The organism is Ensifer sp. GW823-FHT05D09, from assembly GCF_058795755.1.
This window is the reverse complement of record NZ_JBXAIA010000002.1, coordinates 892,709-918,259: the sequence shown is the minus strand read 5'-3', so window position 1 is coordinate 918,259 and position 25,551 is coordinate 892,709. Positions and strand designations below refer to the sequence as shown.

Here is a 25,551-nt window from a genome sequence, read left to right as displayed (position 1 = left end):
AAGCGCCGGGCCGGCGTTTCACTTGCAAGTACGAAGGCCCGCATGCTTCCTGATCGACCATCCGGATCGGGTCCTTCCGCGGATGGAAATGCAACGCCTCGTCGACCGGGAACGGTAGGCGAGGTTTTTTCCTGTCATCCTGCTGCGGGCCCCAACCTGAATTCATGGTGCGCGATGCGCAGCCTTCTTCTCCGCGTCGCGCAGCTTGCGCTCGCAATCGTGCTTGATCATTGCAAGGCTCAGGTTGCGTCGGCCCTTGTCGTCGGTATCGGCCTTTGCCGCCTCCATCCTGCGGCACCAGCCGGCATCGAGCATGTCCTCGGAGATGCCGGTAACGCACGAGGCGACGAAGGCGAGGGGCGCAATGAGGAGCAGGCGTGCATGTCGAATCATATATCCGGCCTCCGGTGCCGGATGGTGATCAGCTTTGCAGGGAATTGGAAGCGGCCTTCGCGTTGCCGGACGGGCAATCTGGTTGCATGGGAGGAACGACGCAGGCGGCGGGCGGCTCAAGTGTGGCCTTGGAGCGCGATGTCAGGGGAACGCGATGTCAGGGGCAGCAACCGAGGCGTCTGCAGGCGAATGTGTAGATCCTGTCCGGGGGCTGGAAGACTTGCTGCGCGGCCTGCAATGAGGACCAGACAACGCTCCTGATGTTGTCGGCAAACAGGGCGAGGAACGTTCCGATCGGCCCCTCGGCCAGCGGGCCGTGGATGCCGGCATGACCGAGCCCCTCGTCGAGTTCATATGACTGCTCGGCGGTGATCTGCAGGAGGCCACCGGGGGCGAGGTCTTGTGGGTCGGGAACACCGACGGCGGCGAGTACTGTGGAAACCAGGAGCTTGCAGACGCGCTTGCAGGCGCAGCAGGGCAGATCGCTGGCAGCGGCGGCAAAGGCGCTGCCAATGCGGGCGATAACAGCGCGAAACCGGCTGCCGGCTCTGGCGCGAACCTCCAGAAAGGCGTCATAGGCCCGCCGGGCGGGAGGCATGACGTAGAGCCGCACGCGATCACCGGAGCCCTTGGCGAGGTTTTCGACATCCGGCCCGCGCAGCGTGAAGGTGACGTCGCCGGTCAGGATCTCCAGGAGGACAACGATATGCGAATCCTCGTCGTCGAAAAGGATACGCTCGTCGATTTCGACCCTGCCTTCGCCAACAAACTCCCTGATCTCGATCGTCTGCTCGCGAATTTCGGTTCGTTGCAGAAACATTGCCGCCCCCAGGGTCGCAACCAACGGGCGCATCCTACAATGCAGGGCCGTGCCGGGACACTAGCCTTATCGGAGTATCGGGCCGGATTGCTGACTAAGCCTGCGGTGTGACGCAATGACAGGAGCGGTGTCCCGACCGCCGTGCGAGGGTGGGCGCATTGCCGGCGCTGCCATGCGGGCGGGAACTTTTTGTCGGGATCCGACTTTTCGTAGCGACAACTCAAACAGGGGTATCGCGATGCTGAAATGGGCTCTCATCTTCTTCGTGGTTTCATTGATCGCCGGCTTTCTCGGCTTTTCCGGCGTCTCGGCGGCAACGGCCGGCATCGCCAAAATCCTCTTTTACATCGCCCTGATCGTCTTCCTGATCTTCCTTGTGCTGGCGTTCATGGCCGGAAGCGCCATCGTCTGACGCCTGCGGCACGGCAAGGATGGCGGTGCGGCCAGCGACGTGCGCCTTGCCGCCGCGTCCACCGGCGCGCTGATGGCGCGCGGGCGGACAGATCGAATTTCCTGTCGCGTCCGCAAGCGAGATGGTACGGACGCGCGCATGAACGAGATCTCACTTGCCGATCGCGCCTGCAGCGCTTGCACGCTCTGTTGCCGGCTGCCGGATATCGATGCGCTGGCAAAGCCGGCCAACGCATGGTGCGAGAATTGCATCGAAGGTCAGGGCTGTCGGATCTATAATTTCAGGCCACAGCTTTGCCGCGATTTTCTCTGTCTTTGGATGACGGACGAGCGGCTCGGACCCGAATGGGATCCGGCGCGCTCGCACATGATGATCTATCGACAGGGGCCGCAGATCACGGTGCTCGTCGATCCGGACTTTCCCGATATCTGGAAACGGGAGCCCTATTCGCAGCAGTTTTCTCAGTGGGCGCGCGAGCCTGATGTGGCGGGGCAATATGTGATCGTCTTCGTTGGCGATGACGTCTTCAAGGTCGATTGAACCAGAGAAGAAAAAGCCCCGCGCGATGGCGGGGCAAGCAAGCACCCAAAATGGCTCAGGTGCGGGGAAGCGCAGTCCATAAAGGAACGTACTGCGCGGTACGGTAAATACTATGCCGCCCTTGGGCTGGGGAAGGTCCGATTCGGCGATTCCGGTACGCTTGATGAAATAAATAAGGCGGCGCGGCAGGGCGCGCTGCGGAAGGTGCCGGATGCTGCTATTCCAGCGTCGACAGTTCTTCGTCCCAGGCCTCCAGGCTTCCGAGAATTTCCCGCAGCGTCTCGCGTCCCTGCACCCAGAGACCCTCTTCGGGGATCGGCTGGACATCGCCGCCGGCGGCCGCGATCGCGCTTCTGACTTCTTCCGGGCTTTCGCGGACATATTGGCGCTTGCCGCCGATATCGAGTGCCGAGCTGAGGCCGGGGACGTGGTGGTTGGGTGCCAGCGGCATCGGCCCCTTGGCCGCATGCACATTTATCCAGATCGGTGCGCCGAGGCGGTGGGTGAAACGATAGAGCGACGGCAGCTCGGCCTTGACGGCGGCGGCGACGGCCGTCGACTCTTCCTGAACAAAAAAGGTCTGGCCGGCATTGATCAGCGTGTTGCCGAGATCGTCATCGAGGCGCGGATCCGTCTTGCGGATGCGCAGCACCTGGCTCGCCTCGAGATCCAAAGGGGTTCCACTCTTTCGCGTAAACCTGATCATGAAATCCTCTCGAAAACCGACCTTCAGATTGCGCCAAGTTTCGGAAGGTGTCGAGTGGACGTTCTCGGCATCACGCGGCCAGAAGCACGTGGCGATCTCGGGGGAAGCCGCAAGACCCGAAAAAGGATGAGCACATCTGCGCGACGGGCTTTGTCCCTGATTTTGTTGCCCGACGCGTTGAATTTGCCCGCGGGCGCGTCATCTCAACAGGACGACGAAGCCAGTATGGAGATGAGGATGTCGAAGGCCACGATCGCGTTTGTGTGTCTGGCGCTGCTTTCGCTTTCGGCCTGCGGAAACACCATGCGCGGGTTCCAGAAGGACAGCACCGAGACTGGCCTTGCGGTCGACAATGCGACGCACCGCGTCCTGAAGGCGGGCGCTCGATAGAGAACGCCCGGCCTTGCCAGGCCGATGGAGCGATTGCTCGCGTGCGCGGTTAGCGCGACGGCACGGCCGTCGGGCGGGAAACCGTTTCGCTGCTGCCGAAAATGATGGCGGCAAACAGCAAGACGCCGATGAAGACGATGATCGACGCGATGGCGACCAGCGGTTCCAGCTGCGGGCTGCCGGTGAGCATCAGGTAGAGCGACGGCACCAGCAGGGCGACGCCGCCGGTGTAGACGCAGTACTGGATCATCGCCAGCCGCTTTTGCGCTTTTGCCGGGTTCAGCGCGTGATAGCCACCGAAGATCGCCATCGTCACCCATCCCAAAAGGTTTGCGTGCGCGTGGGCGCCGATCGCGCTGTGATCCTGGCCGATGGCCATGTGAAGGCCCATGGCTATGCCGATGATCAGAAAGATGATCGCGGTCTTGAAATACAATTGTGCTAGGCGTGGCATCGAATAACTCCCCTCTATTCCTGCCCCGCTTGATTATTAGCATTTTTGCAGATGATTGCTGCCTGCCTTTATTGGGTACTTAAAGCGCGTCGCGATCTTTGAGATTCGCTTGGCGCGCTTTAAGTTCTTGTTTTTGCGCATGTTGTTGTCGCAAAACCGCGGCACACTTTTGCGCGACATGCTCCGGGCGCGCATCGCGACATCAGAAGCTGACGGCGATACCGCGATTGGCAAAGAACCGGTCGAAGGTGGAAAGCGGCATGACGACGTCGGCCTGATTGGCACGGTCATGGCCGGAGGGATTGTGAAAGCGCACACTCTGCCGCGAGGCGGCCGTCACCAGGACGAGATGACCGCCTTTCGAAGGCGGTTCGCGCTCGGGCCATCGTATAGCGCTGCTGACCGAGGCGATGAAGAAGCGGCGTTCGGACAGCACGTCGGGAATGTCCGTCGTCGGCATGTTCGTCAGCGTCTGGGCGCCAAGCCCAAAGCGTTCGCCGACATAGGTCACGAAGGGTGCATAGATCAGCCCCTTGATCGAGGCATCGGCCGGGTTGACGACATAGCCGCCATGGTCGGTGCAGCCGCGCGCCAGCGACAGGATCGGATGCAACTCGCCGCGCGCGGCCAAGATCATCTTCAGGCAGGCCATGCCGCAGACATTCACCGCCCAGCGCGAATATTCCTCAACCGTCTCGGCGCCGGAATTGCGCCAGAGCGGATCGCGGTGAAGCGCCGAGGCGCCCTCCGACAGAACCGCCAGTGTCATCTCAGGGCTTTCCCACTGGCTGAAATAGGGGGCCGTGCAATCTACAATTTCCATGCCGCTTTCTCTGTCAGGTGCCGATGGCACTGTTGTCATGTGCGAAGGCCGGTATCAAGCCGGTAGAGCAGCGCGTGGAACGGCCCTTTGCTCGGCGCGCGCGCCGGCATGCGTTGTATGATCTGGCGGACTTCCGGCGATGCCTGCGAAATCGCCCAGCGGATCTCCGCTTCAAGGACGCCGGCCGGGTCGTCGGCGGCGAGCGTTGCGGCTTGCGCGGCGTAGGCGGCCGGCCCGAGGATATGATTGACCTGGTGGGGGGTCGCGATCGGATGGGTGTAGGCGGATCCGGCTGCCGCCATCGCCGCGCGGGCAGCGGCTGAGGCCGCGGGATCGCCAACCTCGCGCGCCGACTGACCGGCGGCCCAGGCAAGCTTGCGCAGCGCCGAGCTCCGCTTGCCGCCCTGCGCAAAGCTGCCGATGGCCAAAAGTGCTGCGCGAGGGCGGCTGTCGTCCGGGGCCTTCGCCTCGAAAAGGGGCAGAGCGCGCCCGGCGCAAGCCGCAGCCCAGCGCGCGATCTGGCGCAGGTCGTCTTCGTTCAAGAGCGGCGTGTGCGTTTCGGCGGTCATCGTGTGCATTCCTCGTGCAAAGGGCACTCGTCGAAGGATGTCGCGACCGCCTTGGGGCGAGGGGTTTGTTGCCGGTCGCAAAAGGTATGCGCAAGATACCGATGCTTTCCGGCACCCTGATGCCAGCGCATCTTGTCCGCCTTCGGCCATATCAACCCACGGAACGGGTCTCAGCCGCGCACCTGCGCCGCATGAAAACAGAAGATGATTTCGGGGTCGTTTTCATCAAGGTTGTCGATGTAGCCGCTGGTGCGAAAGCCGGCGGCACCCAGGAGCGTCTGCATGTGCCGGTTGGAGAGGTTCGTCGATGCGAAGAGCTTGGGCGTTGCGCAGACGGCCGTGAAATGTCGGACGAGCGCCATTCCGAGGCCTTGGCGACGAGAGTGCTCCGCGACCATGATCATTTCGATAAATCCGTTTCCGAAGAAATGATAGGCCAGGACGCCATAGGCGCCGACGGAACCGTTGGTCTCGACAATGTGGCAGCTGCCTGTTTCGATCCACGACCTGATCTGATGCCGCCGCTCAGAGTCGTGGGCAGCAATGGTATCGAGGGCGATCAACGTGTCGACGTCGGCAAGGGTGGCGCTTCTGATTTTCATCAACGATTCCAGATGCAATTGCACCGAGGCGCATGACAATGCGCCGGTGTCGCGAACAAAGGATTTTCACCTTTAAGCGGCGAACCGCCGTTTTGCCATGGCAGATTGTCTGCCGCTGTTCTCAGGTTGCCGGCGCGGGCGGGCGATTGCGGCCGTGCTGCACCCTTTGCGGCGGGCGGGCCGGCACGCGGGCGGTGGCGGCGGCAAGGGCTGCGCGCCTGGCGGTGGCCATCTCGTTGAAAGGGGCAAGGCCCATGCGCTCGATATAGGCTGTGATCGCCGCTTCCACGCCCTTGTCGTTGCCGGCTTCCGTTTGCCAGAAGGCTTCCATGGCGGCGAAGAGGGCGGATTTGTAGAGCGGGATATCCATCAGGGCCTAAGCTCCGAACTGCTGGCGCTGGTTGAGCGTGCCGTGGCCCGTTTGGCAGAAGGGGAGGGTCTGGCGATGGCCGCCGGGCGTCGCCTCGAAATCCGCGCACCAGCGCTCCCAGGCCTGCGACGTGCGCACGAAGGCGGGCAACAGGTGCTGGTCATCCGGCGTGCGATCGAAATCGTCGAGCCAGGCGTCGGCGATGGTCTCGGAGATGTCTTCGCCGTGCAACGCGTCGAGATGGAAGCGGATGAGCCTGGTGGCGTGTTCGCCGTCATGGACCTTCAGCCATTCGGCGGCGGTTGAAAAGGTGGTGCCGAAGCAATCGCTTTCCTCGATGAAATGGCCGCGCCCGAGCGTGGTGACCGCAAGAATGATTTCGCGGCTCTGGGAGAGAGGTGCCGCAGGCCGGTTTTCCCGTGTCGATGTCACTGTCATACCTTCTCCCTGGCAAAGCAGGCGGGTGCGGGGGCACGCTGCGGATCCTGCTTCCCTTGTTTCGACTGGTAGCGCAAAGATAGGAAATATCCTATCAATCGGTCAATAGGAAATCTACGCGCGGCAGGATTTTTCTGACAGGGCTGTCGATATCCTCCAGTTTGTTCTTGTTTTGTTCGAAGGATTGAGTCAGCTTGGAGCTGCCATTGCAGGTGGCAGAGAGGAGCATGACATGGTCACTTACTTCGTCGTTCAGAGCTTTACGCGGGGAAATCGGGGCGCCTTGCTCGCCGACACTCCGGTGCAGGCGACCGGGGCCGACCACGCGCTCAGGCTGGCGGAAAGGCTGGCGTCGACCAAGGTGGGCGTTGTCGCATTCAGCCGGGCAGGGGATCTGTCGACCGGTGAATTCGAGGATGCGACCATCCTTTTCATCGGCGGTGACCTGCCCTCGGATATGCAGGAGGTCATGGCCGCGTAGGCGGATCGGCAGCCGCGTGAGGCGGCTTTGCCGGCCTGGGCCGTTTGCCTGTTCGTGTCGCCGGTATCAGGCGACAGGGTTATGGGGCGTGCCGCGTGGAGCGCGGCGGGCCGGGTGCTGTGGGCGGCCGGTGCCGTTGAACGTGTCCGGATATCATGCGCATGCCCGGATGCCATTGAACGTGCCCGGACGTCATGCGTGCCGCCGCCCTGATCGCCGGCCGTCATGTTGAAGCGACAGCCCGAGGATCGTGACGATTCTCGGGCTTTTTGTCGGGCGCGGACCTTCTGCGGGATCGAATTGGGCTGCGGGATCGAATTGGGCAGCGGGATCGAATTGGGCTGCGGGGTCGATAGGGGGCGTCGTCGGCCGCTGGTGGCGCCACCTGCGCTGCCGCCTTCCGGCCCTTCACGTATCGTCAGGCGTGGCGTCGCTTTCAAGGCGCATTTATTTTCAATCGGTTGCGGCGTGAAGCTAAGGTCTGACGGCCGGCCGGCAATCTCGTCGGCTACGTCGTCCATCCACGGCCGGCGGCGTCAACGGGCGCTGTATTTGCCCACGACCCGGTGGCAGAAGGACCACTCCACCCGGCTCTCGGTAAATTCCAGGTAGGGATTGTACTGCTTCAGCGTCCATTCCCGGTCGTTGAACGACACCAGGCGCTTGATGATCGCCTCGGCATCGTTGGCGGGCGGCACGTGATAGAGCACGACGTCCTTGTCGCGGGCCGGCGGCAGATGCGGGTGGACCAGGGCCATGTCGCCGGGCTCATAGGCCGGGATCATCGAGGTGCCGGTAAGGTAGATGCCGTAGGCGCCCTTGACGCCCTCGAGCACCGAGGGGCGCTTGACGTATTCGACCGCATCGAAGGTGACGATCACGTGGCCGTCGCCGCCCTGGGCGGCAACGAAGATCGGCAGGTCGCGATGGCCGACGAGCTGCTCGCCGGGCACGATCTGCGGATTGAAGCCGGTGGTGTTGCGGGGCTGACTGGCTTCTCCAGCGCTCGGCGTCGTGCCGATGAGGTCGGTGATGGCGCGCACATCACGCTCGCGCAGCTCGCGCGGGCTCTCGCGCTCGACGAACTGCTGGATATAGGCGTGGTTCTTCCCGATCGCGATGGACAGATCCTTGTAGGTCGTCCTCTTCGCATCGACTGCTTCCCGGATAAGGCGCCGCAATTGATCCATGCAAATGGCATCCCAGATTCCGCTTCCTACGTCCAATAGGATTTTTCCTCTTGATAAACGGATTGTATCCTATTATTGATAGGATATGAACGGAAACAAACAGTCAATCGCATCTTCTGGGGTCGATTTTCCCGGCTGCCGCTCCAGGCAGGAGCAGCCCGGTCACGGCCGCGGAGGTGTCCCGGAGGGCCGCATGGGCGATGACTGCATGCTTGCTGGAGTGAGCCGATGACTGAAGCCGCAATCCGATCAGGAAAACCCAGGCGCCCCGGGCGCCCCAATCCTCCCGGGCAACCCAGGCGCCGACCGAACGGGCTGACGCCGAGGCAGCGCGAGTTGCTCGGCTTCATTCGCAGCTACAGCGCCGACAGGAACGGCGTCTCGCCGACCTTTGACGAGATGAAGGACCATCTGGGGCTTTCATCGAAATCCGGAATTTCGCGGATGGTGGCGGCAATGGAGGAGCGCGGCGCCATCCGCCGGCTGAAAAACAGGGCGCGCGCAATCGTCGTGGTGGAGGCAGTCCATGCTTGAGCCGATGACGGATACATTTTTCGGCAATCCGGTCTTTGCCGGACTTGCAGCCTTCTCCGCCACCTCGGTGACGCTTGCCGCCGTCAGCTGGCTTGCCAGCCCGGTCTTCGGCTGCAGCAGGCAACGCGCGGGCTGGAGGGCTGCGTCTGGCGAGATCACCTTTGCCGGCAGGCTCAGCCGGTGGGGCAGCGCCGTCCTTTCCGGCCGGACAAGATTGTCCGGCAAGGGCGAGGTCCGTGGCAAGGCAGCCTTGCCGGGAATTGAGGGCCCACGGGACAACGAGATTGTGCCGGGCATCGACTTCGAGGCGCTGCAACGCGAACTCGACGAGGCGTTCGCGCCGGTGGGGCGAGACAGGGGGAGTACCTGATGTCCGGCCCGGCTGTCGTCAGAGCATTCATCGGCGGTTTGCCGCCGTCGGAGGATGGCGAAGAGGGTGAATGCGACCTGCCTGATCGCACTGATGATGGCAACAAGGCTCCAGAATTTGTTGGCCATTCGCGACGTCGGCACCGGCGGGCGAAGCCATAGAAGAAATTGATCGTCGCTGTTCTGCATGGCTCCCGAGCCGGGATCGGTTTGGTGTGGATGACATGCTGCACGGCTGCCGCGCCCTTTGCGTGCCCAACCGGTCACGCGGGCGCAGGTGCGGCGACGATCATGGCGAGGGGCTGCTGCCCACCTCCTCCCCGGTGGCCCCTCGCATCCCTTTCGGCGCCGGCAAGCCGCATCTGACGCATGCCCCCGATGATCGGATGCGGTCTCGGTGCGGGATCATGCGCGGGGAAAGGCTGGAGCGATTTCTTGCGTGGCATCCGCGATGCCCGGGCATCCTTGATGCCAGGGGATTCAGGACGCGCAGTGCTCCAGCGCCACGACACCGTGGCTGAACCCAGTCCCGTCTCGCACGTTGCGCGCGGGGTTTCAGGCGGCTTGCCGGCGGGGAGGCGGAGGAAAACCAGACCAGGTGCATGGCACGCCAAGGCCGATCGCCGCTTTTGGCGAGGGGAACCCGTGCGGACATTCATGAGGAGACGACGTCATGCGTGACGCGAATTTAGAGAGATTTCTTCGATACCCGACATTGCCGGCAACGGAGCGTGCGGCGCAAGGGGCGGATGGCGCGGCCATTCGTACGAGCCTGGGTAGGCGCGGTCGGTGCGCAAAGGTGGATCGGTGTTTCCGGCGGGACAGTGCGTTTGTCGTTATCCGGTTGTCCCGTGACGTGCCTCCACTTTTGGGCGAGATCCTGGCCGGGCTGGCATCGCCTGCTCGACCGGACGCCGTCGTGGCGCGGTTCGACAGGTTTGTGCGGCGGCGGCGTTTGCCGCAGGGGCGGGCTGATTGCCTGGTCCGCGCAGCGCTTGCCGTGACGGTCGAGGTCTAGGCGATGCGCATCACATCGATTGTCGAGGCGCTGGTTCAGTGCGGTGCAACACCGGAGATGATCCTAAGCGCTGTGCGCGCGGCGGAAGCGGGCCAGCAATCAGACATCGAAAGGCGCCGGGCGAGCGATCGCGAACGGCAACAGCGCCACCGCGCTCACGTGACGTCACGGGCGGTCACGGCGACGGGCGGCGCTCCCCTCTCTGATAAAGAAAGGTCCCCCACACCCCCTAAAGAAATTAACTCTCCCGACAACACCCAAACCCTCGCGCAAGCGCGCTGTTTGCCCGGTGGCAGGCGCGCCATGCGCCTTCCCGAGCAATTCGAGCCGGACCGGGATTTTGCCGCCAGGCTGGGCTTCTGCGAGGCGGCGGTGGCGCTGGAGCTTGAAAAATTCCGCGACTACTGGACGGCGAAATCCGGACGGGACGCGGCCAAGCTCGACTGGCCCGCCACCTGGCGCAACTGGATGCGCAATGCCTCAAGGCCACGCAAGAGCCACCGGCCGCAGGCGAGCCCGCGCGAAAGCGACTTTGCCCGCCACCAGCGGGAATGCCGACAAGCGATAGAACGCGAACTGAATGGAAACCAGGACAATGACGACCTTACCAAGACACAACCGACATTCGACCTTGAGCCGGGAGATTACCGCGCTCACTGAACGGCTGGCGCCGGCAGGCGACGATGCGATCCTGCGCAGCCTCAACGCGATGCAGACGGCCGGCATGACCATGCCGCAGGGCATCGACCCGCAAAAGCTTCTGCCCGTCTACCAATACGCCCTCTCCGGCGTGCCGGCCTGCGGCCTCTCAGTGGCGACGCAGAAGCTGATCCGCGGCGACTATGCCGCAAACGCCAACGTGCTTCTGGGCGCCATTCCCAAGCCGCCGGTGCTGGCGGCGCTCGCCAAAAGCGAGGCGGCGGCGACACGGGCCGAGCTGGCCCGCAAGCGTGAGATTACCGAGGCTTTGAGCCCGGCATTGCCGTCCACTCGGCGCTCACCTGAAATCCGCGAGCGGGTGCGGGTGCGGCTTCGCCAGTTCCGTGCCGAGCATGCGGCGATCAAGGCGACGGGGTCAACGCCCGGTGAGGTGCGATCGATCGAGCAGGCCCAAACGCTTGCCCGGATGCTCGACCTTCCCGATACGGCCGAGCCGACCGCGGAGCAGCGCGCCTTTCGGGCGCGGCTCGAAAACGATGTGGCCCAGGCCATGGCCTTGGGCTCGACGATCGATATTGCCGGGGAGGTGGCAAGCCATGCAGCCTGAAACGAGACATTCGATGATGGGGCCGGCGACTGGGCCGGCGACTGGGCTTGAGACGACAATCTGGCCGAAAGGCCTCGGCGCAGGAAACGGGGCGAGCGACGCGCGAAACAGCGACGGAGAGGCAAACGCCCGGCTCGGGGCGGTGCCGATGACGCGCGGCTTGGAAGCCGACGTGCCGGAGAGCGACGCGCCGCTTGCGCCGGAGGACTTGCTAACTGCCCTGAGCGCGCACGTGAAGGCGCAGCGCCTGCGGGTGCTGCAGCTGGAACTGGCGCTCGCCGACGCCGAAGCGCGGATCCTGTCGCAGGCGCATCTGCTTTGTGGCGCGGGCGCAGACGGCGAGGGCGGTCTCTTCAGCCGCCGGCCGGTGCGCGAGATCGTCAATGAGGTGCTGCTCGCCTATCCCGGCATCGGCTGGGCCGATGTGATCGGGGTTCGCCGGGAGCGCCGCCTTGTCGAGCCGCGCCACCGCTGCATGGCGGCCGTCTATGACGAGCGCGAGGACCTGTCACTGCCGGCGCTCGGCCGGATCTTCAGGCGCGACCACAGCTCGGTGCTGCACGCGGTCAACAAGGGGCGGGCGAAGCGATGAGGCCGACCCGGTCGCGAGCGTGGGGTCGATGGACGGGTGGGCGTTGACGGCCGGGAGGGGATCGCCTGCCCGAGTGCGGCGGTTCACCGGCCATCTCGGGGGTGGCGGTTAGTCGTCCATCCCCGGGGGCAGGTCCCGCTTCGGCGGGCCGCAGTGGCCGTCAGCCGCAGTGGTCAGACGCGCGTGAGGCCGCCTGGCGCGGCACCGGATGACAGGCAGGCATTGACACAACGAGCAATCGCATCGCCGCAGCCGGGCGCCGGTTTTCGGGCGGATGCGCATGGGCAATGGAACGCAGACGAGCAGAAGGAAAGAAAACGATGACATCCAAGGCAGAACGCATTCGCATCAAGCGGGCAAGCAAGGCGGGCCGACCGCGCAAGGCCGATGTGGCGCGCTATCCCGGCGGGCAGATCAAGCACGGCGAAACCGAAAGAGAGGTGCGCTCGGTCGCCATCGCGGCGCGGCAGCGTCAGCACTTTTCGGGAATGAAGGGCGTGGATGCCGGCAGTCCCTTCGCCGGCTACACGCTCGGGCGGATGTTCCTAGACGGCAAGCTGACCGCCCATGAGCGCGAGGCCGGCGACGAATATGCCCGGCAGATGGCGCGCTACTACAGCCTGACCGGCATTCCCTTTCCAAGTGTCAGGGCGCAGTCGCTGTTCAACGTCAAAGGGTTTGAAGGCGAGGCGACCACTGAGCGGATGCGGGCAGCAAGGGCTGCGACCAACCGGATGATGGAACTCGAGGGCGTGCTCCTGAAGCTGCCGGAAGGGCCACGGGTGAAAACGACGGTCTTCAACGTCTGCGTCATGGACTACGAGGTGCTGCGCACCATGCCGGAACCGCAGCTGGCCTGGCTGAAGCGCGGCCTGATCGAACTGCATTGGCATCTTGGGCTTTCGAGGCAGAAGGAGGCGGTGTGACCGGCGCGATCCCTTTGCCGGGGAGCGGCCTCTGGCAGGGCCGCTTCAGGCTTCCGCCAAATCCTGAGAATGTCCGGGCGTGGATTCGCTCCCCCTAACCCAACCCTTGTGGCGGAGATCCACCGATCTTTGCGCGTCCGACAAGGCACGCGCTGCCGTCTGAGGCGGAATCGCGCCGTGGCGGCCTTGGTGCAACCATGATCCAAGCGATGCCTCGGTTTGCGCCATCAACGTCTGCTTGTACCGAAAAGCAGACGTTGATATCGTCGGGTGCCGCATTGCAATGGCCCGACTGCGAACATGGCCTTGCAATTGCGTGGACGAGCGGTGGCTCGCGCCTCAGCCCTTTCGCAATGAATGCAGCAGTTTCTCGCTTGCCACGACCCATCCCTCCCTCAAGGTTGGAGAATTGCCGTGTGTATCAGATCTCTGGAATCGCAGGCGTTGATGAAGGCCACGTTTGTGGCGCACGCATTGTCCCGCGCCGTCGCCGTGTCCTCTTATGCCCGCGCAGCTTTCATGGTGCTGCTATCCAGCAGACGGTGGCTTGCGGCAATTCTCGTGCTTGGGGTCTGCCCGGCGGCATGGGCGGATGATGTGCTCTTCGAAAACGTCCGCATCTTCGATGGGAAAGGAGCGACCTCGCTGTCTGCTCCGTCGAATGTGCTGGTCAAAGGCAATGTGATCGCTCGGATCTCGACAGACCCCGTGGAGGCAGGGGGCGCCCTTCGCGTTGCCGGCAACGGCCGAACGCTGATGCCGGGCCTAATTGATGCGCACTGGCACGCCATGCTGGCGCGGTCCACGCCGGCAGAGTCGTTTGGCGACGTCGGCTTCAGCAATCTTGTCGCCGGCGACGAGGCGACGGATACGCTGATGCGCGGCTTTACCACCGTGCGCGACGTGGGGGGGCCGGTGTTCGGCCTCAAGCGCGCGATCGACACCGGCATCGTCGAGGGACCGCGCATCTATCCTTCCGGCGCCATGCTCACCGTGACCAGCGGACATGGAGATTTCCGCCAGATGACCGAGCTGCCGCGGGTGATCGGTGGCCCGTTCGCCCGGATGGAGCAGGTCGGCGGGGCCATCGTGGTCGACAGCCCCGACGAGGTGCGCTTGCGGGTCCGTGAGCAGCTCATGCAAGGGGCAGCGCTGATCAAGGTGACGGCGGGAGGCGGGGTGTCTTCACCCCACAGCCCGCTCGATGTGACCACCTTTACCGAGCCCGAGCTGCGGGCCGCGGTGGAAATCGCCGACAATTGGGGGACCTATGTCGCGGCGCACGCCTTCACGTCGCATGCGATCAGAATAGCGATTGCAGCCGGCGTGAAGTGCATCGAACATGGTTTTCTGATGGATGAGGAAACCGCCAAGCTCATTGCCGACAAGGGCATCTGGCTCAGCCTGCAGCCGCTTCCCGAGCTGCTGCGGCAAGGCTTTGCGAAAGGTTCGGTCGAGCGGGCCAAGGCCGATGAGGTATGGCCCGGCATCGGCAGGACCTACGAACTGGCGAAGAAGTACAAGATCAAGACCGCGTGGGGCACGGACGTGCTGTTCTCGCGCGCCTTGGCGCAGCAGCAGGGGGCAATCCTGGCCTCGCTCAAGCGTTGGTACACGCCTGCCGAAGCGCTCACCATGGCGACCGGAACGAATGCGGAGTTGCTGGCGCTATCCGGCCCACGCAATCCCTATCCGGGAAAGCTCGGCGTGATCGAGGAAGGCGCGCTTGCGGATATCCTGCTTGTCGATGGCAACCCGCTGGAGAATCTCGACCTGGTGGCCGATGCCGCCAGCAACTTCAAGATCATCATGAAGGACGGGATCATCTACAAGAATACGCTGGAGCGTCCTTAGTGCGCTCAGGTGAACGCACGGCGCTCTCGAACTTTTAATCTAGGTCCTGTTGACAAGGTGTCGCTGGACCTTTCCTCGCGGACATCTTCGGTTGAGATTGCACGCAAGCGGCACACGGTGCGACGAGGCCAGAATCGGGAATGAAATGACAGAGGTAGAGCGCGAGTATGTGGGCGGGCCGCTTAAATTGTTGGATGAGTTCGGTGAGTGCGTGAGGGACAGCGTTACTGAAGTAGATATCCGCGACCTGCTTCGAGAAGCCCCTATCAGATTCGTGGAAGTTGATGTGGGCAGGCCGCTGCGCTGGATACCGCTGGATGAGCGTTTTGAATTTTGGCAGTTGATCCGCTCAAACTTGCATGTGTCCGAGAAGCCTTATTTGGAAGATTACCCAGGCTGCTTCTTCTATGGCGCAGCCGAGTGGGCTGGCCGCGACGGTGACCGTTTCATCGTCCTTCACAAATTTCACTAGATGCCCCGGTGAAGTGATTAACGGCTGAACCCGATTGTCGTTGACACTTGCCTGATTGTCGTCTGGCGCGTGGGTGCGATGAACGCGCTCCAGGCCGGGGAGCGGCCGGGGCTTTCGCCGGATGATCGCCAGATGGTGGCGGCAAGGACGCAGCCGAAACGACGGGGCTCTGCTGCCGGTGTCGACAGCCGGGATTGATGGAATCCCGACCGTCCGAAATGCATTGGGCCGAAAGGCGGCCTCAGTTGCCGCCGATGCGTTCGCGCAGGCGGTCGTCGCGCTCGATGATTTCGGGGGTGAGTGCGTCGCCGAAATCGGCGGCCTCGAAGACCGGACGGATTTCGATTTCGCTCGGGCCGGGCATCGGATTGGGGCAGCGCTTCACCCAGGCGATCGCCTCGTCCATGTCCTTGACCTGCCAGATCCAGAAGCCGGCGACCAGTTCCTTGGTCTCGGTGAAGGGGCCGTCGATGACGATGCGGCTTGCGCCGTCGAAGGCGACGCGCTTGCCCCTGGACGACGGGTGCAAGCCTTCGCCGGCCTGCATGATGCCGGCATTGACCAGCTCTTCGTTGAACTTGCCCATCGCTTCGAGCAGCTCTGTCGAGGGCATCTTGCCCGCTTCGCTGTCCTCGGTCGCCTTCACCATTACTATCACGCGCATGGTCTTTTCTCCTCTGATCGACAAGGCCAAAGCGGCCCCTCATGCCTAAATGACGAACGGGCCACGCAGGGGCCGACAATCCGCCCAAACTTTTTTCTGCAGGGCCGTAGCGGTATCGACGGCTAGCCCGCGCAAGGCGGTGGCGTACACTTTGCGCCATGCCTTGCCGCGCTGAGGTGGTGTCGCCGATGTGGTCCGGGGAAGGCCCTCACGGCAAGATATAGCGACCGCCGCGGCGAGCAAGATATTCGCATCGCAAGATCCACCGGCATGCCGTCGTGGTTCGTCAATGAGACGAGCTGTCGTCGATATCCGAATGTTTTTACATGCTAATATGATGATGAGCGCATTCACCACGGGTTCACGTCCGGGGGGCATAGCTTGCGCCTATTCGAAACGGATAGGTGTCGAGATGAAGAAGATAGGCATTGTGATCCTTGCGGCGGTGACGGCTCTGACGAGCTACACGCCTGCGAATGCCATGCCGGTTGCGGCCGTCCAGCTGCGGCAGCAGAGCGACGTTACGAGCGTGCAGTATCGCGAATGGGGCGGCGACCGACATCGCCCTCGGCCGGGCTGGAACCATGGTGGATATCGACCGCGTCCCGGCTGGGACGGCGGGTACCGGCCGCGCCCGGGTTGGGACGGGGGCCACCGTCCACGGCCACACTGGGATGGCGGCTATCGCCCGCGGCCGGGCTGGCAGGGCAGCGGCGGCTATCGCTATGGCTGGTACAATGGTCACCGGGGTTATCGCGGCTACCGCGATGGATATCGCCGCCACAATGACGGCTGGTGGTATCCGCTGGCAGCCTTCGGCGCAGGCGCCATCATCGGCGGCGCGATTGCCGCTCCGCCGCGGCGCGTCGAGACCGGCGTGAACCCGCGGCATACAAACTGGTGCTATGACCGCTACCGCTCCTACCGTGCCTGGGACAACTCGTTCCAGCCTTATGGCGGCCCGCGGCAACAGTGCTACTCGCCCTATTATTGAGCGAGACCGAGCCCCGCCGATCGGCTGCGATCGGCGGGGTCTTTGTTGGGGCATGCGCGGGGTGCTTCCCGTCCTCGCCGTCAAAGTTGACCTTCGAGCGGCGCCTGCGGCCGGAGGAGTTCCGGTGTCCGTCGGCGAAATTGCCAAGCCGACAAACCAGCGGTCATGAGCGCGACGACGCGCCGCGGATTGAGGCTCTGCCAGGCGGCATTAACGCGAACGTTCCCCGCGCGACGGCTCACAACGAGTAGCCCTTGCCGTGGCTTGGCGGCGACGGTCTGCTCGTCCGGTTGGGCCCCTTCGCCAGTTCGATTGCGACGGTACCAGCCCGTTCGGCCTTCGCAGGCTTGGCGTTCAGGGTTGAGTTTGGGGGCGTTGCTGCCATGGCGCTCGCCGTCAGGGCGAACGATGCGGCAGCGGCTAGGATGATTGTCTTCATCGCTGTTTCCTTGGTTTCTACACATGGTTTCGGCCCAGGCGGGATTTCGGCCGCGGCGACCCGCCGGAGCGTTGACGCGACGCGGCTCGTTGGACGTACGGCGCGGATGGGCCGCCGGGAATACGGCAGATGCCGTATTTCGACGTGAGGACGGCAGGACGCGGTGCATGTTGGTTAGCGAAGATTTACCGCTCTGATCTCGCCGACATTTGCCTGGCGCCGGCGTGCGCTATCGCAGAGAGCTTGGCGCGGACTGCCCGGCCTGGCTCTTGTGTCGATGCCTGGCCGCATCGCAGACATGTGCACGCGCATGAGCGCGCGCGGCCCTCAAAAGAAGGCGTGAGGAATATGGCTGATCTTCCTGTCCAACTTGATGACATCCGGGCGCTCGAGGAGGCGCTGCATCGGCCCGAGGTGTGCCGCTCGAGAGCGGCCGTCGAGGCGCTGCTTGCCGAAGGTTTCATGGAATTCGGCGCATCGGGAACGACGTACCATCGCGCAGAGACGATCGAGCTTCTCTGTGAAGAGGATGATGAGCCTGATGAAGGTGAACTTGAGGCGACGGATTTTGCGCTGACGCCGATCTGTTCCGACGCCGTGTTGCTCACCTACAGGACCATTCGCCGGGCGGGTGACGGGTCGCAACGGCAGGCGCTGCGATCCTCCATCTGGAAGCGGACGGCGGGCCGGTGGCAGATGCTGTTCCACCAGGGAACGCTGACATCGGCCACCGTTTCGACGGCCGAGAGCTGAACTTGCCGGCAATGTGAGGGGCGGGCGTGCGATGGCGGAGCCGGGGGGCGGCTTTGCCACGCTGTGGTTCGGGCGTGTCAGATCGGGGTGTCACGCAGAAGGCGGCGTTGCCTCAGTCCTGGTCGGGCAGGGTTTCATCGAAGCGGGTGGCCTGCCGCGACGGATCGCGGTCAAGGGCTTCTTCTTCCGCGTCATCCGGCAGGGCCTCGTCGTTCTCGACATTTGCCTCGTCGCGGCTCGGCACCGGGGGCACGCGACCCTGGTCTGCCGGCGGCAGGTCGTCACCATCGGGGATCTGATCCGCAGGGACGTCCGGCAAGTCGTTGGCTTCGTTATCCGGAATGAGGCGTGGCTTCAGCGTTGTTCGGGGCATGGTCACATCTCCTTGATCGTAGCCAAGGAGTAAGCGGCAAACGGCCGAATGGTTCCGTATCATGGCCGTGAAAGGTTCGTTCTGGGCGCAGATCAGAGGGTTGGTGGCAGGCTCAGAAGTGACTTGGTGGCGAAGACATGGCTTCGCCCAAGCAGCGGCGGGTGCGCAAGCTGGAGGGGACAGGCACGGCGTGAGCGCCTAGAATTTCAGCGTGGCGTCGTCGTGCTTGGGTGGCGGGTGGCTGTCTCTCTGGCGGCGCATGCCGTAGGCAAGCGCAAGCCCCAGCACGGCGGAACCGATGACAACGGCGAGTAGTGCGAAGAAATTCTCCATGACATTCTCCTCCCGGAAACGATGATAACACAATCGGACGCGTGCAACCAAATACCTGCACGTTATCCCTAACCGATACGCAGTGCCGGCGAAGGCTCATGCGAGAGGGGCAACGAAGGTGGCGCTTGAGTTGTTCCGATCGGGTTGGAAATGTCCGGCGAGATTTGAGGATGGCTCGCTGCGGATGCGTGGTCGCGAAACAGCATACGGCGAACGGCAGCGTCTGCGAGCGTCGCCGGTCAGTGAGGTGGCGGTGCCAGTTCGTGTGGACGGCGCAATCTCAAGGATTCGCTCGATGCGCCCCGGCATTCAACGCCTGATGTCGGCAAGCCAAAATCGCGAGAAAGCGGCGACGTCACGCTCCTTTGATGACCCAGTGGCCGGGCAGGCGGGCGCTACGAAAAAAAGAACGAAACTAGAACAAATCTTGCTCGAAGGGGTTGCCATTCTACCGGAGCCGGGCTAAGGATATTACAGGATAGTCGTTTCGTAATCGAAGCGGCCTTTTTCATTTTTGGAAGGCACGAGCCGGTCGATCGCGCTCCGGCCGGTTGCAGCCCGCGGCTGTCCATCCAGATCTGTGTGTGTGTGTGCGTCTCTCTCTCTCTCTCTCTCTCTCTCTCTCTCTCTCTCGAATTAGCCGACGCGCCTGACGCGCCTGACGTGCTTCTCGGCTTCTTGGGAGGGCGTGCCCTGTTCGCGTCTTGTCGTTGCTGGAAGGACCGCCGTACGCGTTTGCGCGACGTGGATAATGTCGCCAGGCGACGCTTATCGTGGCGTCGTTTCTGCGAGGTGACGCAAGCGTTCAGCAACGCGAAGACGTTGCTCCTCGGATAACTTCCGTAAGACCGATTCGTAATAGGCACCGACAAAGTCGAGGCCCTCGGGACGACCGCCTGCGCGGAAGTACGAACGGGATATCCAGTAGGCAGCTTCTTCCAGATCAGCCTCCACGACGCCGCCAAGTTCGTAGGAGACGGCAATCATTAACTGCGCACCGTGATGGTCCCGAAGGGCCGCGCTATACCACCAGCGGAACGCCTCCTTGGGGTTGCGCTCGACGCCTAGCCCCTCGTGGTAAATCGTGGCCAGCCGCCCTTGAGCGCCGATGTGGCCGCCGCGCGCAGCCAGCCCATTCCAGTAGTAGGCGGCAGCCAGGTTTTCTTCGATATCGCCGAAAAAATGCTCTCCGAGCGCCGCTTGTGCGTCGACGTTTCCGCCCTTGGCGAGTTTCATCAGTCTCGGTGCTATGATCGTGGCGCCTGGCGGCGGCGGATCGGCCAACACAGGCCGTCGACGGGCCTTCCCGGCGAAAATTGCACGCAGCCACGTCCATAAGTGCTGGATCATTCGTCGTCGCTGCTCCTATCGGGGGCAGTTGATTGATGAAGGTAGGTCAAAGCCATGTTGCTCAGCTTCAGGGGGCTGAGACCGCGGGTTAATGTCGATAACTCTGCCGACGCGGTGTCGCTCGTCTGCTCAGCTGCGGCCGCCATCAATCTGTTCTTCTTCCGATATCTCCAGCGCCTGCGGCGACAGGCTGTCTGCGGGTGTTCCTTTGGCCGCCCCCCGGGGCCTCCCGCGAGGATCGAGTGCCGCCCGGAAGCCGGCCGGCGCCATGTTCAGGTCGACACCACCGTCATACTGGTTGTGCCTGTCGATTGCTTGGCGGGCAACATCATGACCCTTGTGCGCCGCGCTGCGCCACCAGCGAAGCGCCTCCTGCGGGTCAGGCTCGATGCCGAGGCCCTGGTGATAGATCGTTGCGAGGCGGGCTTGTGAGGCGGCGTGGCCTTGGCGGGCAGCCTGTCCGTTCCAGTGGTAGGATGCGGCGTAGTTCTCCTCGCGGCCATCGTTGAAATAGATTTCCCCCAGCACCGCCTGGGCGTCGAGATTTCCTGAGGTGGCGAGTTCGAGCAACCTTGGCGAGACATTTGCGGCGGACAGCCGCGGCGTGAAAATGGTCTTCAACCTTCTGACTGCGTTTTGGATCATCAGACACCCGTCTTATTCATCGGCATAATTCCTCAAAATCGGGACGATAAAATGGATAAATTATGCTGTAACTTGAACGCTTTATCTCTCCAACTCACCTGTCTCATCCGGTGTGAGGCGCCTTTGGCCGCACCGGGTGCCGCGAATGCGCGGCCTGTAAATTAGTATTGGTGACATAATACAACCTAAGGTCAAGTGGGTCTGCGCAATTTCCCGTGGATATCGGAAGGCTGTTGCCCGTTTACCGCTTGCTGCGCGCGCGGATGCCTGAGCGACTTTAAAGAGCTTTGCGGTGCCATCGGTGCTGCATGGGAGTTCTCATCATGAGCATCGGAAAACCAGCCAAGGACCCGAAGACGGGGCGCTTCCTGCCGCGCGAGCCGCGGGTCGGAACCCCCATCGGGGCGGGAGCACCTGCGCGAACGCGCGCCCGCAAGGCGGTGCGCTCCAAGCTCGGCGAGCTCTTTCTCGACGATATGCTTTGCGCCTGGGAGAGCCGAGGTGCTGCGGCGATCCACGCGCTGATCGAAAAGAGCCCGCACGATTTCCTGAAAGCCGTGGCCTCACTGATGCCGAAGGACGTGACAGTCAATGTCAACCAGATCGGGGAGATGACGGATGAACAACTCCTCGAGCGGATTCGCAAGCTCGACGCCAAGATCAAGCCTTTCCTCGCTGCTCAGGGAGCGGATGGAGCTGGCGATGGAGATCGGGCGGCGGCAGAACACGAATAGGCTGCGCTACTACCGGCCCTATGCCAGGCAGACTGTCTTTCATGAGGCGGGTGCGACCTTTCGCGAGCGGCTGTTCATGGCCGGAAACCAGCTCGGCAAGACCCTGGCAGGGGCCGCGGAAGCGGCCATGCACCTGACCGGAGACTATCCTCATTGGTGGGCGGGCCGACGGTTCGACCGACCGATCACGATGATCGGCGGCTCGGAATCGCACGAGCTGACACGCGATGGCGTGCAGCGGCTGCTCGTCGGCCCGCCAATGAGCGAGGAGGAGTGGGGCACCGGCTATATCCCGAAGGCGGCAATTGCCGGCTGGACGCGCAGGTCGAGCGCATCGGGCGCGCTCGACAGCGTGACGGTGCACCATGCTTCGGGCGGCACCTCGACGCTGCTTCTGAAGGCCTATGAACAGGGCCGCGCCAAATGGCAGGCCAACACGGTGGACTATGTCTGGTTCGACGAGGAGCCGCCGGAGGACGTCTATTTCGAGGGCATCACCCGCACCAATGCGACCGGCGGCTCGGTCGCCGTGACCTTTACGCCGCTGAAAGGCATGAGCTCGGTGGTCAGCCGCTATCTGCTGGAACCTTCCGACGACAGGACGGTGGTGACGATGACGATCGACGATGCCGAGCATTACACGCCTGGGGAGCGCGCGAAGATCATCGCCAGCTACCCGGCGCATGAGAAGGAAGCGCGCACCAAGGGCGTGCCGACGCTGGGTTCTGGCCGGATCTTCCCGGTGACCGAGGAGCAGATCCGCATCGACCCGTTCGAAATCCCGAAGCATTGGGTGCAGATCGGCGGGCTCGACTTCGGCTGGGATCACCCCTTTGCCGCCGCCGCCTGCGCCTGGGACCGGGACGCCGACGTCTTCTATGTGACGAAGGTCTACCGCGAGCGCGAGGCGACGCCGATCATTCACGCGGCGGCGCTGAAGCCCTGGGGGGCCTGGCTGCCCTGGTCATGGCCGCATGACGGCCTGCAGCACGACAAGGGCTCGGGCGAGCAGCTGGCGGCGCAGTATCGCGGGCAGGGGCTCGCGATGCTTTCGGAGCGGGCGACCTTCGACGACGGCACCAACGGCGTCGAGGCGGGGATCTCGGACATGCTGCAGCGGATGCAGACCGGGCGCTTCAAGGTGTTTTCCACTGCAAGCGAATGGTTCGAGGAATTCAGGCTCTACCACCGCAAGGACGGACGGATCGTCAAGGAACGCGACGACGTTCTTTCGGCCTGCCGCTACGCGCTGATGATGAAACGCTTTGCCCGGGCAAAGGCCGACGAGGCCGCCTGGAAATTCATGGATCGGAAGGTTGTGTAATGGCTGCGATGACAAAACAGGCGCTGGCGGACCTCGTCGGCCAGCTCGTCAAGGATTGCGAGAGCTATCGCGACGCGCTGTCGATCGACCGCATCAGGGCGATGGAATATTACGACGGGGTGATGAAGGACGTGCCGTCCGACGCCAACCGCTCCAAGGTGGTTTCGCGCGATGTGCGCGCGGCGGTGAAGAAGGTGCTGCCTTCGCTCATCCGCACCGTGCTCGGCAACGACAAGGTGGTCGAGTACCAGCCGGTCAACCAGGGTGACGAGGCGGGCGCCGAGCAGGCGACCGACTACATCAACTACATCGTCTTTCCCGAAAGCGACGGTTATGACGCCGTGCAGGATGCGGCGCACGATGCGCTGAAGCTCAGGAACGGCGTGATCCGCTGGTGGTACGAGAAGAAGCAGACAGTCGAGGTCTCGAGCCATACGGGGCTTGATGAGGCGGCGCTGGTGCAGCTGATCGCCGACGATGCGGTGGAGGTGCTGGAACAGTCGCAATCGGTCGAGGCGATCGAGCTGCCGACGGGCCGGGTGGAGCAGCCGGTCTTCAACGTGAAGATCCGCCGCACGAGCGAACGCGGCACGACGCGGCTTGCCGCGGTGCCGCTGGAAGAATTTCTCATCCATCCGGATGCGATCTCGATCGACGACAGCCCGATCACCGGCATCAACCGTCGCATGCGCCGCTCCGACCTCATCGCCATGGGCTATGACCGGGCGAAGGTGGAAGGCTTTACTGTCGCCGGCGACCATGACGGCGACGACGAGGCATTCACCCGCCGCCGCGACGTCTTTGGCGACGGCGAGGCGACTGCCACCGCGCTGCAGGAGGTGGAATATTACGAGCTCTATGTGAAGGTGGACGCCGACGACGACGGCATTGCCGAGCTCAGGCGCCTGGTCTTTGCCGGCGGCACCGGGCAGGACAACCTGCTTGCCGACGAGGAATGGGACGAGGTGCCCTTTGCCGACCTCATCACCGAGCGGCGCCCGCACCAGCGCGAGGGCAACTCCGTCACCGACGACATGGCCGAGATCCAGCGGGTGAAGACCGTGCTGCTGCGCCAGACGCTCGACAATCTCTACTGGCAGAACAACCAGCAGCCGATTGTGCAGGAAGGGGTGATCCAGAACCCGGAATCGGTGCTGAACCCGAAGTTCGGCCAGCCGATCCGCGTCGGCCAGGGTGTCGATGTGCGCGGTGCGGTCGGCTACACAGCCGTACCGTTCGTGGCGCGCGAATCCTTTTCCATGCTCGGCTATCTCGACCAGGAGGCGACCGACCGCACCGGCATTTCCGATGCTTCGAGCGGCATGGCGCCGGATGCGCTGCAGAACATGACGGCGAAGGCGACGGCGCTCGTCGAACAGGCGGGCATCGGCCAGACGGAATTGATGGTGCGCACCTTCGCGCAAGGGCTCGCTCGTGTGTTCAAGGGCCTGCTCGGCCTCGTCATCAAGCACCAGGACCGGCCGCGGGCGGTGAGGCTGCGGGGGAAATGGGTGACCTTCGATCCGCGCCACTGGAATGCCGGCATGGATGCGACCGTCAACACCGGGCTTGGGGCGGGAACGCGCGAGCGCGACATGCTGATGATCCAGATGATCCAGCAATTGCAGGAAAAGCTCCTGATGACGCTCGGGCCCGATAACCCTTATGTCTCGCCCGACAATCTCTACAACGGTATTGCCAAGACCGTTGAGGCGGCGGGGCTGAAATCACCCGACCTCTACTTCACCAAGCCGACATCAGAGGACATCCAGAAGCGGATGCAGGCGGCTGAGCCGCAGCAACAGCCTGACGTGGGCATGCAGCAACTGCAGATGCAGATGCAGCTGGCGAACGAGAAGGCGCGCATGGACGGCGAAAACGCCAGGCGGAAGCTCGAGATGGAGCGCGAGCTGAAGCTTGCGGAGATCCAGCAGAACGGGGCGCTGAAACGCTACCAGATCGACGCCGAACTCAACCTGAAACGCGAGCAGAACCTGGCCGAGATGGCTGGCGGCACGGCACTCAGCACAGCCCATATCGGAGGGATGCCGGGATGAGGCGGATCAGTGACTTTGACGATTTTTATGAGGCGCCAATCGGGCTTGGCGGCGCGTTGGAGCTGCGCGACTTTGGCGAGGAGGCGAGCAGCCGTTTGCCGAGCTGGGGGCAACGCGCGAGCCAGGAACGATGGGGTGGGGCAGAGCTTGCCCAGGCACGGCCACCCGCACGGCGCGGTCAGCTGGCAAGAACCCCGAGCCAACAACAGATGGCTGACCAGATCGGTCTTCTCCAGAGGGAGATACGGCGCCTCAACCCGAACGAGGCGTTTCTGGAGCCGCCGGGCGGATCCCACTCCATGCAGGCGAGGGACAGTCTGCAGCAGCGGCTGGGCGAGCTTCAAAGAGGCCTGATCACGGATCCGCGAACGGGGATGTCCATCCAGCGATACATCGGCGATACGCGCGGCAATATTGCTTTTGAGCCTCTGGGGGGAAGTACCGTTCCCGGCCGAAATCCGGTCGACACGCACACGCTCTATCCAAATGGATCAAATTATCACAGGATGAATCCACAGGGACACGGTGCCAGAAATGCACCTCATGGCCACGGACACGCGATGGGCACCGGCCAAAACATGAAGGGTCAAGGCCCTTCACTTGATATATACGGTAACGTCGTGCCTTGGGAGAGCCCTGGTGCGCATTGGCCGATGAGGAAATAA

34 protein-coding genes are annotated in these 25,551 nt (G+C 63.3%); 18 read left to right on the top strand and 16 right to left on the bottom strand.

Annotated elements, in window-relative coordinates; genetic code table 11:
* Window positions 1-162: 162 nt before the first annotated feature.
* Window positions 163-393, bottom strand: a complete 231-nt coding sequence (locus AC1Q80_RS10320) for a hypothetical protein (RefSeq protein WP_173420393.1) — start codon at window positions 391-393, stop codon at window positions 163-165.
* Between the two features lie 157 nt (window positions 394-550).
* The gene (locus AC1Q80_RS10315; RefSeq protein ID WP_173420392.1) at window positions 551-1,213 is read right to left on the bottom strand and encodes a hypothetical protein; all 663 of its coding nucleotides are present in this window, start codon (window positions 1,211-1,213) and stop codon (window positions 551-553) included.
* 238 nt (window positions 1,214-1,451) lie between these two features.
* Here AC1Q80_RS10315 and AC1Q80_RS10310 point away from each other — a divergent pair, with 238 nt between their 5' ends.
* Together AC1Q80_RS10310 and AC1Q80_RS10305 are read left to right on the top strand one after the other, a co-directional pair.
* Window positions 1,452-1,625, top strand: a complete 174-nt coding sequence (locus tag AC1Q80_RS10310) for a DUF1328 domain-containing protein (protein WP_173420391.1) — start codon at window positions 1,452-1,454, stop codon at window positions 1,623-1,625.
* Between the two features lie 138 nt (window positions 1,626-1,763).
* Window positions 1,764-2,165: a hypothetical protein gene (locus tag AC1Q80_RS10305; protein WP_492360349.1), complete on the top strand. Its 402-nt coding sequence runs from the start codon at window positions 1,764-1,766 to the stop codon at window positions 2,163-2,165.
* 217 nt (window positions 2,166-2,382) lie between these two features.
* Here the strand turns inward: AC1Q80_RS10305 and AC1Q80_RS10300 are convergent, their stop codons facing one another.
* The gene (locus AC1Q80_RS10300; RefSeq protein ID WP_492360348.1) at window positions 2,383-2,871 is read right to left on the bottom strand and encodes a hypothetical protein; all 489 of its coding nucleotides are present in this window, start codon (window positions 2,869-2,871) and stop codon (window positions 2,383-2,385) included.
* Between the two features lie 237 nt (window positions 2,872-3,108).
* Here AC1Q80_RS10300 and AC1Q80_RS10295 point away from each other — a divergent pair, with 237 nt between their 5' ends.
* Entirely contained in the window at window positions 3,109-3,261 is a 153-nt protein-coding gene (locus tag AC1Q80_RS10295) for an entericidin (RefSeq protein ID WP_173420388.1), read from the top strand.
* Between the two features lie 49 nt (window positions 3,262-3,310).
* Here the strand turns inward: AC1Q80_RS10295 and AC1Q80_RS10290 are convergent, their stop codons facing one another.
* The 6 genes from AC1Q80_RS10290 to AC1Q80_RS10265 all read right to left on the bottom strand — a co-directional run bounded on the left by AC1Q80_RS10290 (window position 3,311) and on the right by AC1Q80_RS10265 (window position 6,517).
* A complete protein-coding gene (locus AC1Q80_RS10290; protein ID WP_173420387.1) occupies window positions 3,311-3,715 on the bottom strand; it encodes a heme-copper oxidase family protein in 405 nt (134 codons plus the stop codon).
* Window positions 3,716-3,917: 202 nt separating this feature from the next.
* Window positions 3,918-4,538, bottom strand: coding sequence for a cysteine peptidase family C39 domain-containing protein (locus tag AC1Q80_RS10285; RefSeq protein ID WP_492360347.1), 621 nt, complete (start codon window positions 4,536-4,538; stop codon window positions 3,918-3,920).
* A 35-nt stretch (window positions 4,539-4,573) separates the two neighbouring features.
* Window positions 4,574-5,107 carry a putative immunity protein gene (locus AC1Q80_RS10280; RefSeq protein ID WP_492360346.1) on the bottom strand — a complete coding sequence of 178 codons (534 nt, stop codon included), beginning with the start codon at window positions 5,105-5,107 and terminating at the stop codon, window positions 4,574-4,576.
* Window positions 5,108-5,277: 170 nt separating this feature from the next.
* Window positions 5,278-5,709 (bottom strand): GNAT family N-acetyltransferase, encoded by a 432-nt coding sequence (locus AC1Q80_RS10275; protein ID WP_492360345.1) that lies wholly within the window; start codon window positions 5,707-5,709, stop codon window positions 5,278-5,280.
* A gap of 121 nt (window positions 5,710-5,830) precedes the next feature.
* Window positions 5,831-6,079, bottom strand: coding sequence for a hypothetical protein (locus AC1Q80_RS10270; protein WP_492360344.1), 249 nt, complete (start codon window positions 6,077-6,079; stop codon window positions 5,831-5,833).
* 6 nt (window positions 6,080-6,085) lie between these two features.
* On the bottom strand, window positions 6,086-6,517 hold the full coding sequence (locus tag AC1Q80_RS10265; protein ID WP_492360343.1) for a hypothetical protein: 432 nt from the start codon (window positions 6,515-6,517) through the stop codon (window positions 6,086-6,088).
* 232 nt (window positions 6,518-6,749) lie between these two features.
* Here AC1Q80_RS10265 and AC1Q80_RS10260 point away from each other — a divergent pair, with 232 nt between their 5' ends.
* On the top strand, window positions 6,750-6,998 hold the full coding sequence (locus tag AC1Q80_RS10260) for a hypothetical protein (RefSeq protein ID WP_173420381.1): 249 nt from the start codon (window positions 6,750-6,752) through the stop codon (window positions 6,996-6,998).
* A 536-nt stretch (window positions 6,999-7,534) separates the two neighbouring features.
* On the opposite strand, the gene AC1Q80_RS10255 is transcribed toward AC1Q80_RS10260, so the two are convergent.
* Window positions 7,535-8,188, bottom strand: a complete 654-nt coding sequence (locus tag AC1Q80_RS10255; RefSeq protein ID WP_173420380.1) for a S24 family peptidase — start codon at window positions 8,186-8,188, stop codon at window positions 7,535-7,537.
* Between the two features lie 228 nt (window positions 8,189-8,416).
* Between AC1Q80_RS10255 and AC1Q80_RS10250 the strand changes: the two genes are divergently transcribed.
* The 8 genes from AC1Q80_RS10250 (at window position 8,417) to AC1Q80_RS10215 (ending at window position 15,220) form a co-directional block, all read left to right on the top strand.
* Window positions 8,417-8,722, top strand: coding sequence for a LexA family protein (locus AC1Q80_RS10250; protein WP_492360342.1), 306 nt, complete (start codon window positions 8,417-8,419; stop codon window positions 8,720-8,722).
* Window positions 8,715-9,092 (top strand): hypothetical protein, encoded by a 378-nt coding sequence (locus AC1Q80_RS10245; protein WP_492360341.1) that lies wholly within the window; start codon window positions 8,715-8,717, stop codon window positions 9,090-9,092. The genes AC1Q80_RS10250 and AC1Q80_RS10245 overlap by 8 nt, the downstream gene beginning before the upstream one ends.
* A gap of 1,020 nt (window positions 9,093-10,112) precedes the next feature.
* Window positions 10,113-10,769, top strand: coding sequence for a hypothetical protein (locus AC1Q80_RS10240; RefSeq protein WP_492360340.1), 657 nt, complete (start codon window positions 10,113-10,115; stop codon window positions 10,767-10,769).
* Window positions 10,705-11,376 carry a hypothetical protein gene (locus AC1Q80_RS10235; RefSeq protein WP_492360339.1) on the top strand — a complete coding sequence of 224 codons (672 nt, stop codon included), beginning with the start codon at window positions 10,705-10,707 and terminating at the stop codon, window positions 11,374-11,376. The genes AC1Q80_RS10240 and AC1Q80_RS10235 overlap by 65 nt, the downstream gene beginning before the upstream one ends.
* A complete protein-coding gene (locus AC1Q80_RS10230; protein ID WP_492360338.1) occupies window positions 11,366-11,968 on the top strand; it encodes a helix-turn-helix domain-containing protein in 603 nt (200 codons plus the stop codon). Before AC1Q80_RS10235 ends, AC1Q80_RS10230 begins: the two co-directional genes overlap by 11 nt.
* Before the next feature lie 320 nt (window positions 11,969-12,288).
* Complete coding sequence (locus AC1Q80_RS10225; protein WP_492360337.1) at window positions 12,289-12,894, top strand: hypothetical protein; 606 nt, start codon at window positions 12,289-12,291, stop codon at window positions 12,892-12,894.
* Window positions 12,895-13,413: 519 nt separating this feature from the next.
* The gene (locus AC1Q80_RS10220) at window positions 13,414-14,748 is read left to right on the top strand and encodes a metal-dependent hydrolase family protein (RefSeq protein WP_492360375.1); all 1,335 of its coding nucleotides are present in this window, start codon (window positions 13,414-13,416) and stop codon (window positions 14,746-14,748) included.
* Between the two features lie 145 nt (window positions 14,749-14,893).
* The gene (locus AC1Q80_RS10215) at window positions 14,894-15,220 is read left to right on the top strand and encodes a hypothetical protein (protein ID WP_492360336.1); all 327 of its coding nucleotides are present in this window, start codon (window positions 14,894-14,896) and stop codon (window positions 15,218-15,220) included.
* 241 nt (window positions 15,221-15,461) lie between these two features.
* Here the strand turns inward: AC1Q80_RS10215 and AC1Q80_RS10210 are convergent, their stop codons facing one another.
* Entirely contained in the window at window positions 15,462-15,884 is a 423-nt protein-coding gene (locus AC1Q80_RS10210; RefSeq protein ID WP_115421266.1) for a YciI family protein, read from the bottom strand.
* A gap of 412 nt (window positions 15,885-16,296) precedes the next feature.
* Between AC1Q80_RS10210 and AC1Q80_RS10205 the strand changes: the two genes are divergently transcribed.
* Window positions 16,297-16,878, top strand: a complete 582-nt coding sequence (locus AC1Q80_RS10205; protein ID WP_173420375.1) for a BA14K family protein — start codon at window positions 16,297-16,299, stop codon at window positions 16,876-16,878.
* Window positions 16,879-17,116: 238 nt separating this feature from the next.
* Here the strand turns inward: AC1Q80_RS10205 and AC1Q80_RS10200 are convergent, their stop codons facing one another.
* A complete protein-coding gene (locus tag AC1Q80_RS10200; protein ID WP_209791461.1) occupies window positions 17,117-17,317 on the bottom strand; it encodes a hypothetical protein in 201 nt (66 codons plus the stop codon).
* A gap of 348 nt (window positions 17,318-17,665) precedes the next feature.
* Here AC1Q80_RS10200 and AC1Q80_RS10195 point away from each other — a divergent pair, with 348 nt between their 5' ends.
* Window positions 17,666-18,070 (top strand): nuclear transport factor 2 family protein, encoded by a 405-nt coding sequence (locus AC1Q80_RS10195; RefSeq protein WP_492360335.1) that lies wholly within the window; start codon window positions 17,666-17,668, stop codon window positions 18,068-18,070.
* Window positions 18,071-18,182: 112 nt separating this feature from the next.
* Here the strand turns inward: AC1Q80_RS10195 and AC1Q80_RS10190 are convergent, their stop codons facing one another.
* The 4 genes from AC1Q80_RS10190 to AC1Q80_RS10175 form a co-directional block, all read right to left on the bottom strand.
* Window positions 18,183-18,443: a hypothetical protein gene (locus AC1Q80_RS10190; protein ID WP_492360334.1), complete on the bottom strand. Its 261-nt coding sequence runs from the start codon at window positions 18,441-18,443 to the stop codon at window positions 18,183-18,185.
* Between the two features lie 198 nt (window positions 18,444-18,641).
* Window positions 18,642-18,776: a hypothetical protein gene (locus AC1Q80_RS10185; RefSeq protein ID WP_255569852.1), complete on the bottom strand. Its 135-nt coding sequence runs from the start codon at window positions 18,774-18,776 to the stop codon at window positions 18,642-18,644.
* Between the two features lie 768 nt (window positions 18,777-19,544).
* A complete protein-coding gene (locus tag AC1Q80_RS10180) occupies window positions 19,545-20,012 on the bottom strand; it encodes a tetratricopeptide repeat protein (RefSeq protein ID WP_173420371.1) in 468 nt (155 codons plus the stop codon).
* Between the two features lie 243 nt (window positions 20,013-20,255).
* On the bottom strand, window positions 20,256-20,771 hold the full coding sequence (locus AC1Q80_RS10175) for a tetratricopeptide repeat protein (protein ID WP_492360333.1): 516 nt from the start codon (window positions 20,769-20,771) through the stop codon (window positions 20,256-20,258).
* A gap of 323 nt (window positions 20,772-21,094) precedes the next feature.
* Between AC1Q80_RS10175 and AC1Q80_RS10170 the strand changes: the two genes are divergently transcribed.
* The 4 genes from AC1Q80_RS10170 to AC1Q80_RS10155 are packed head-to-tail and all read left to right on the top strand — an operon-like array spanning window position 21,095 to window position 25,551.
* Complete coding sequence (locus AC1Q80_RS10170; protein ID WP_209791457.1) at window positions 21,095-21,505, top strand: hypothetical protein; 411 nt, start codon at window positions 21,095-21,097, stop codon at window positions 21,503-21,505.
* On the top strand, window positions 21,390-22,829 hold the full coding sequence (locus tag AC1Q80_RS10165; RefSeq protein WP_492360332.1) for a terminase large subunit domain-containing protein: 1,440 nt from the start codon (window positions 21,390-21,392) through the stop codon (window positions 22,827-22,829). The genes AC1Q80_RS10170 and AC1Q80_RS10165 overlap by 116 nt, the downstream gene beginning before the upstream one ends.
* Window positions 22,829-24,886 carry a portal protein gene (locus AC1Q80_RS10160; protein ID WP_492360331.1) on the top strand — a complete coding sequence of 686 codons (2,058 nt, stop codon included), beginning with the start codon at window positions 22,829-22,831 and terminating at the stop codon, window positions 24,884-24,886. Before AC1Q80_RS10165 ends, AC1Q80_RS10160 begins: the two co-directional genes overlap by 1 nt.
* On the top strand, window positions 24,883-25,551 hold the full coding sequence (locus AC1Q80_RS10155) for a hypothetical protein (protein WP_492360330.1): 669 nt from the start codon (window positions 24,883-24,885) through the stop codon (window positions 25,549-25,551). The genes AC1Q80_RS10160 and AC1Q80_RS10155 overlap by 4 nt, the downstream gene beginning before the upstream one ends.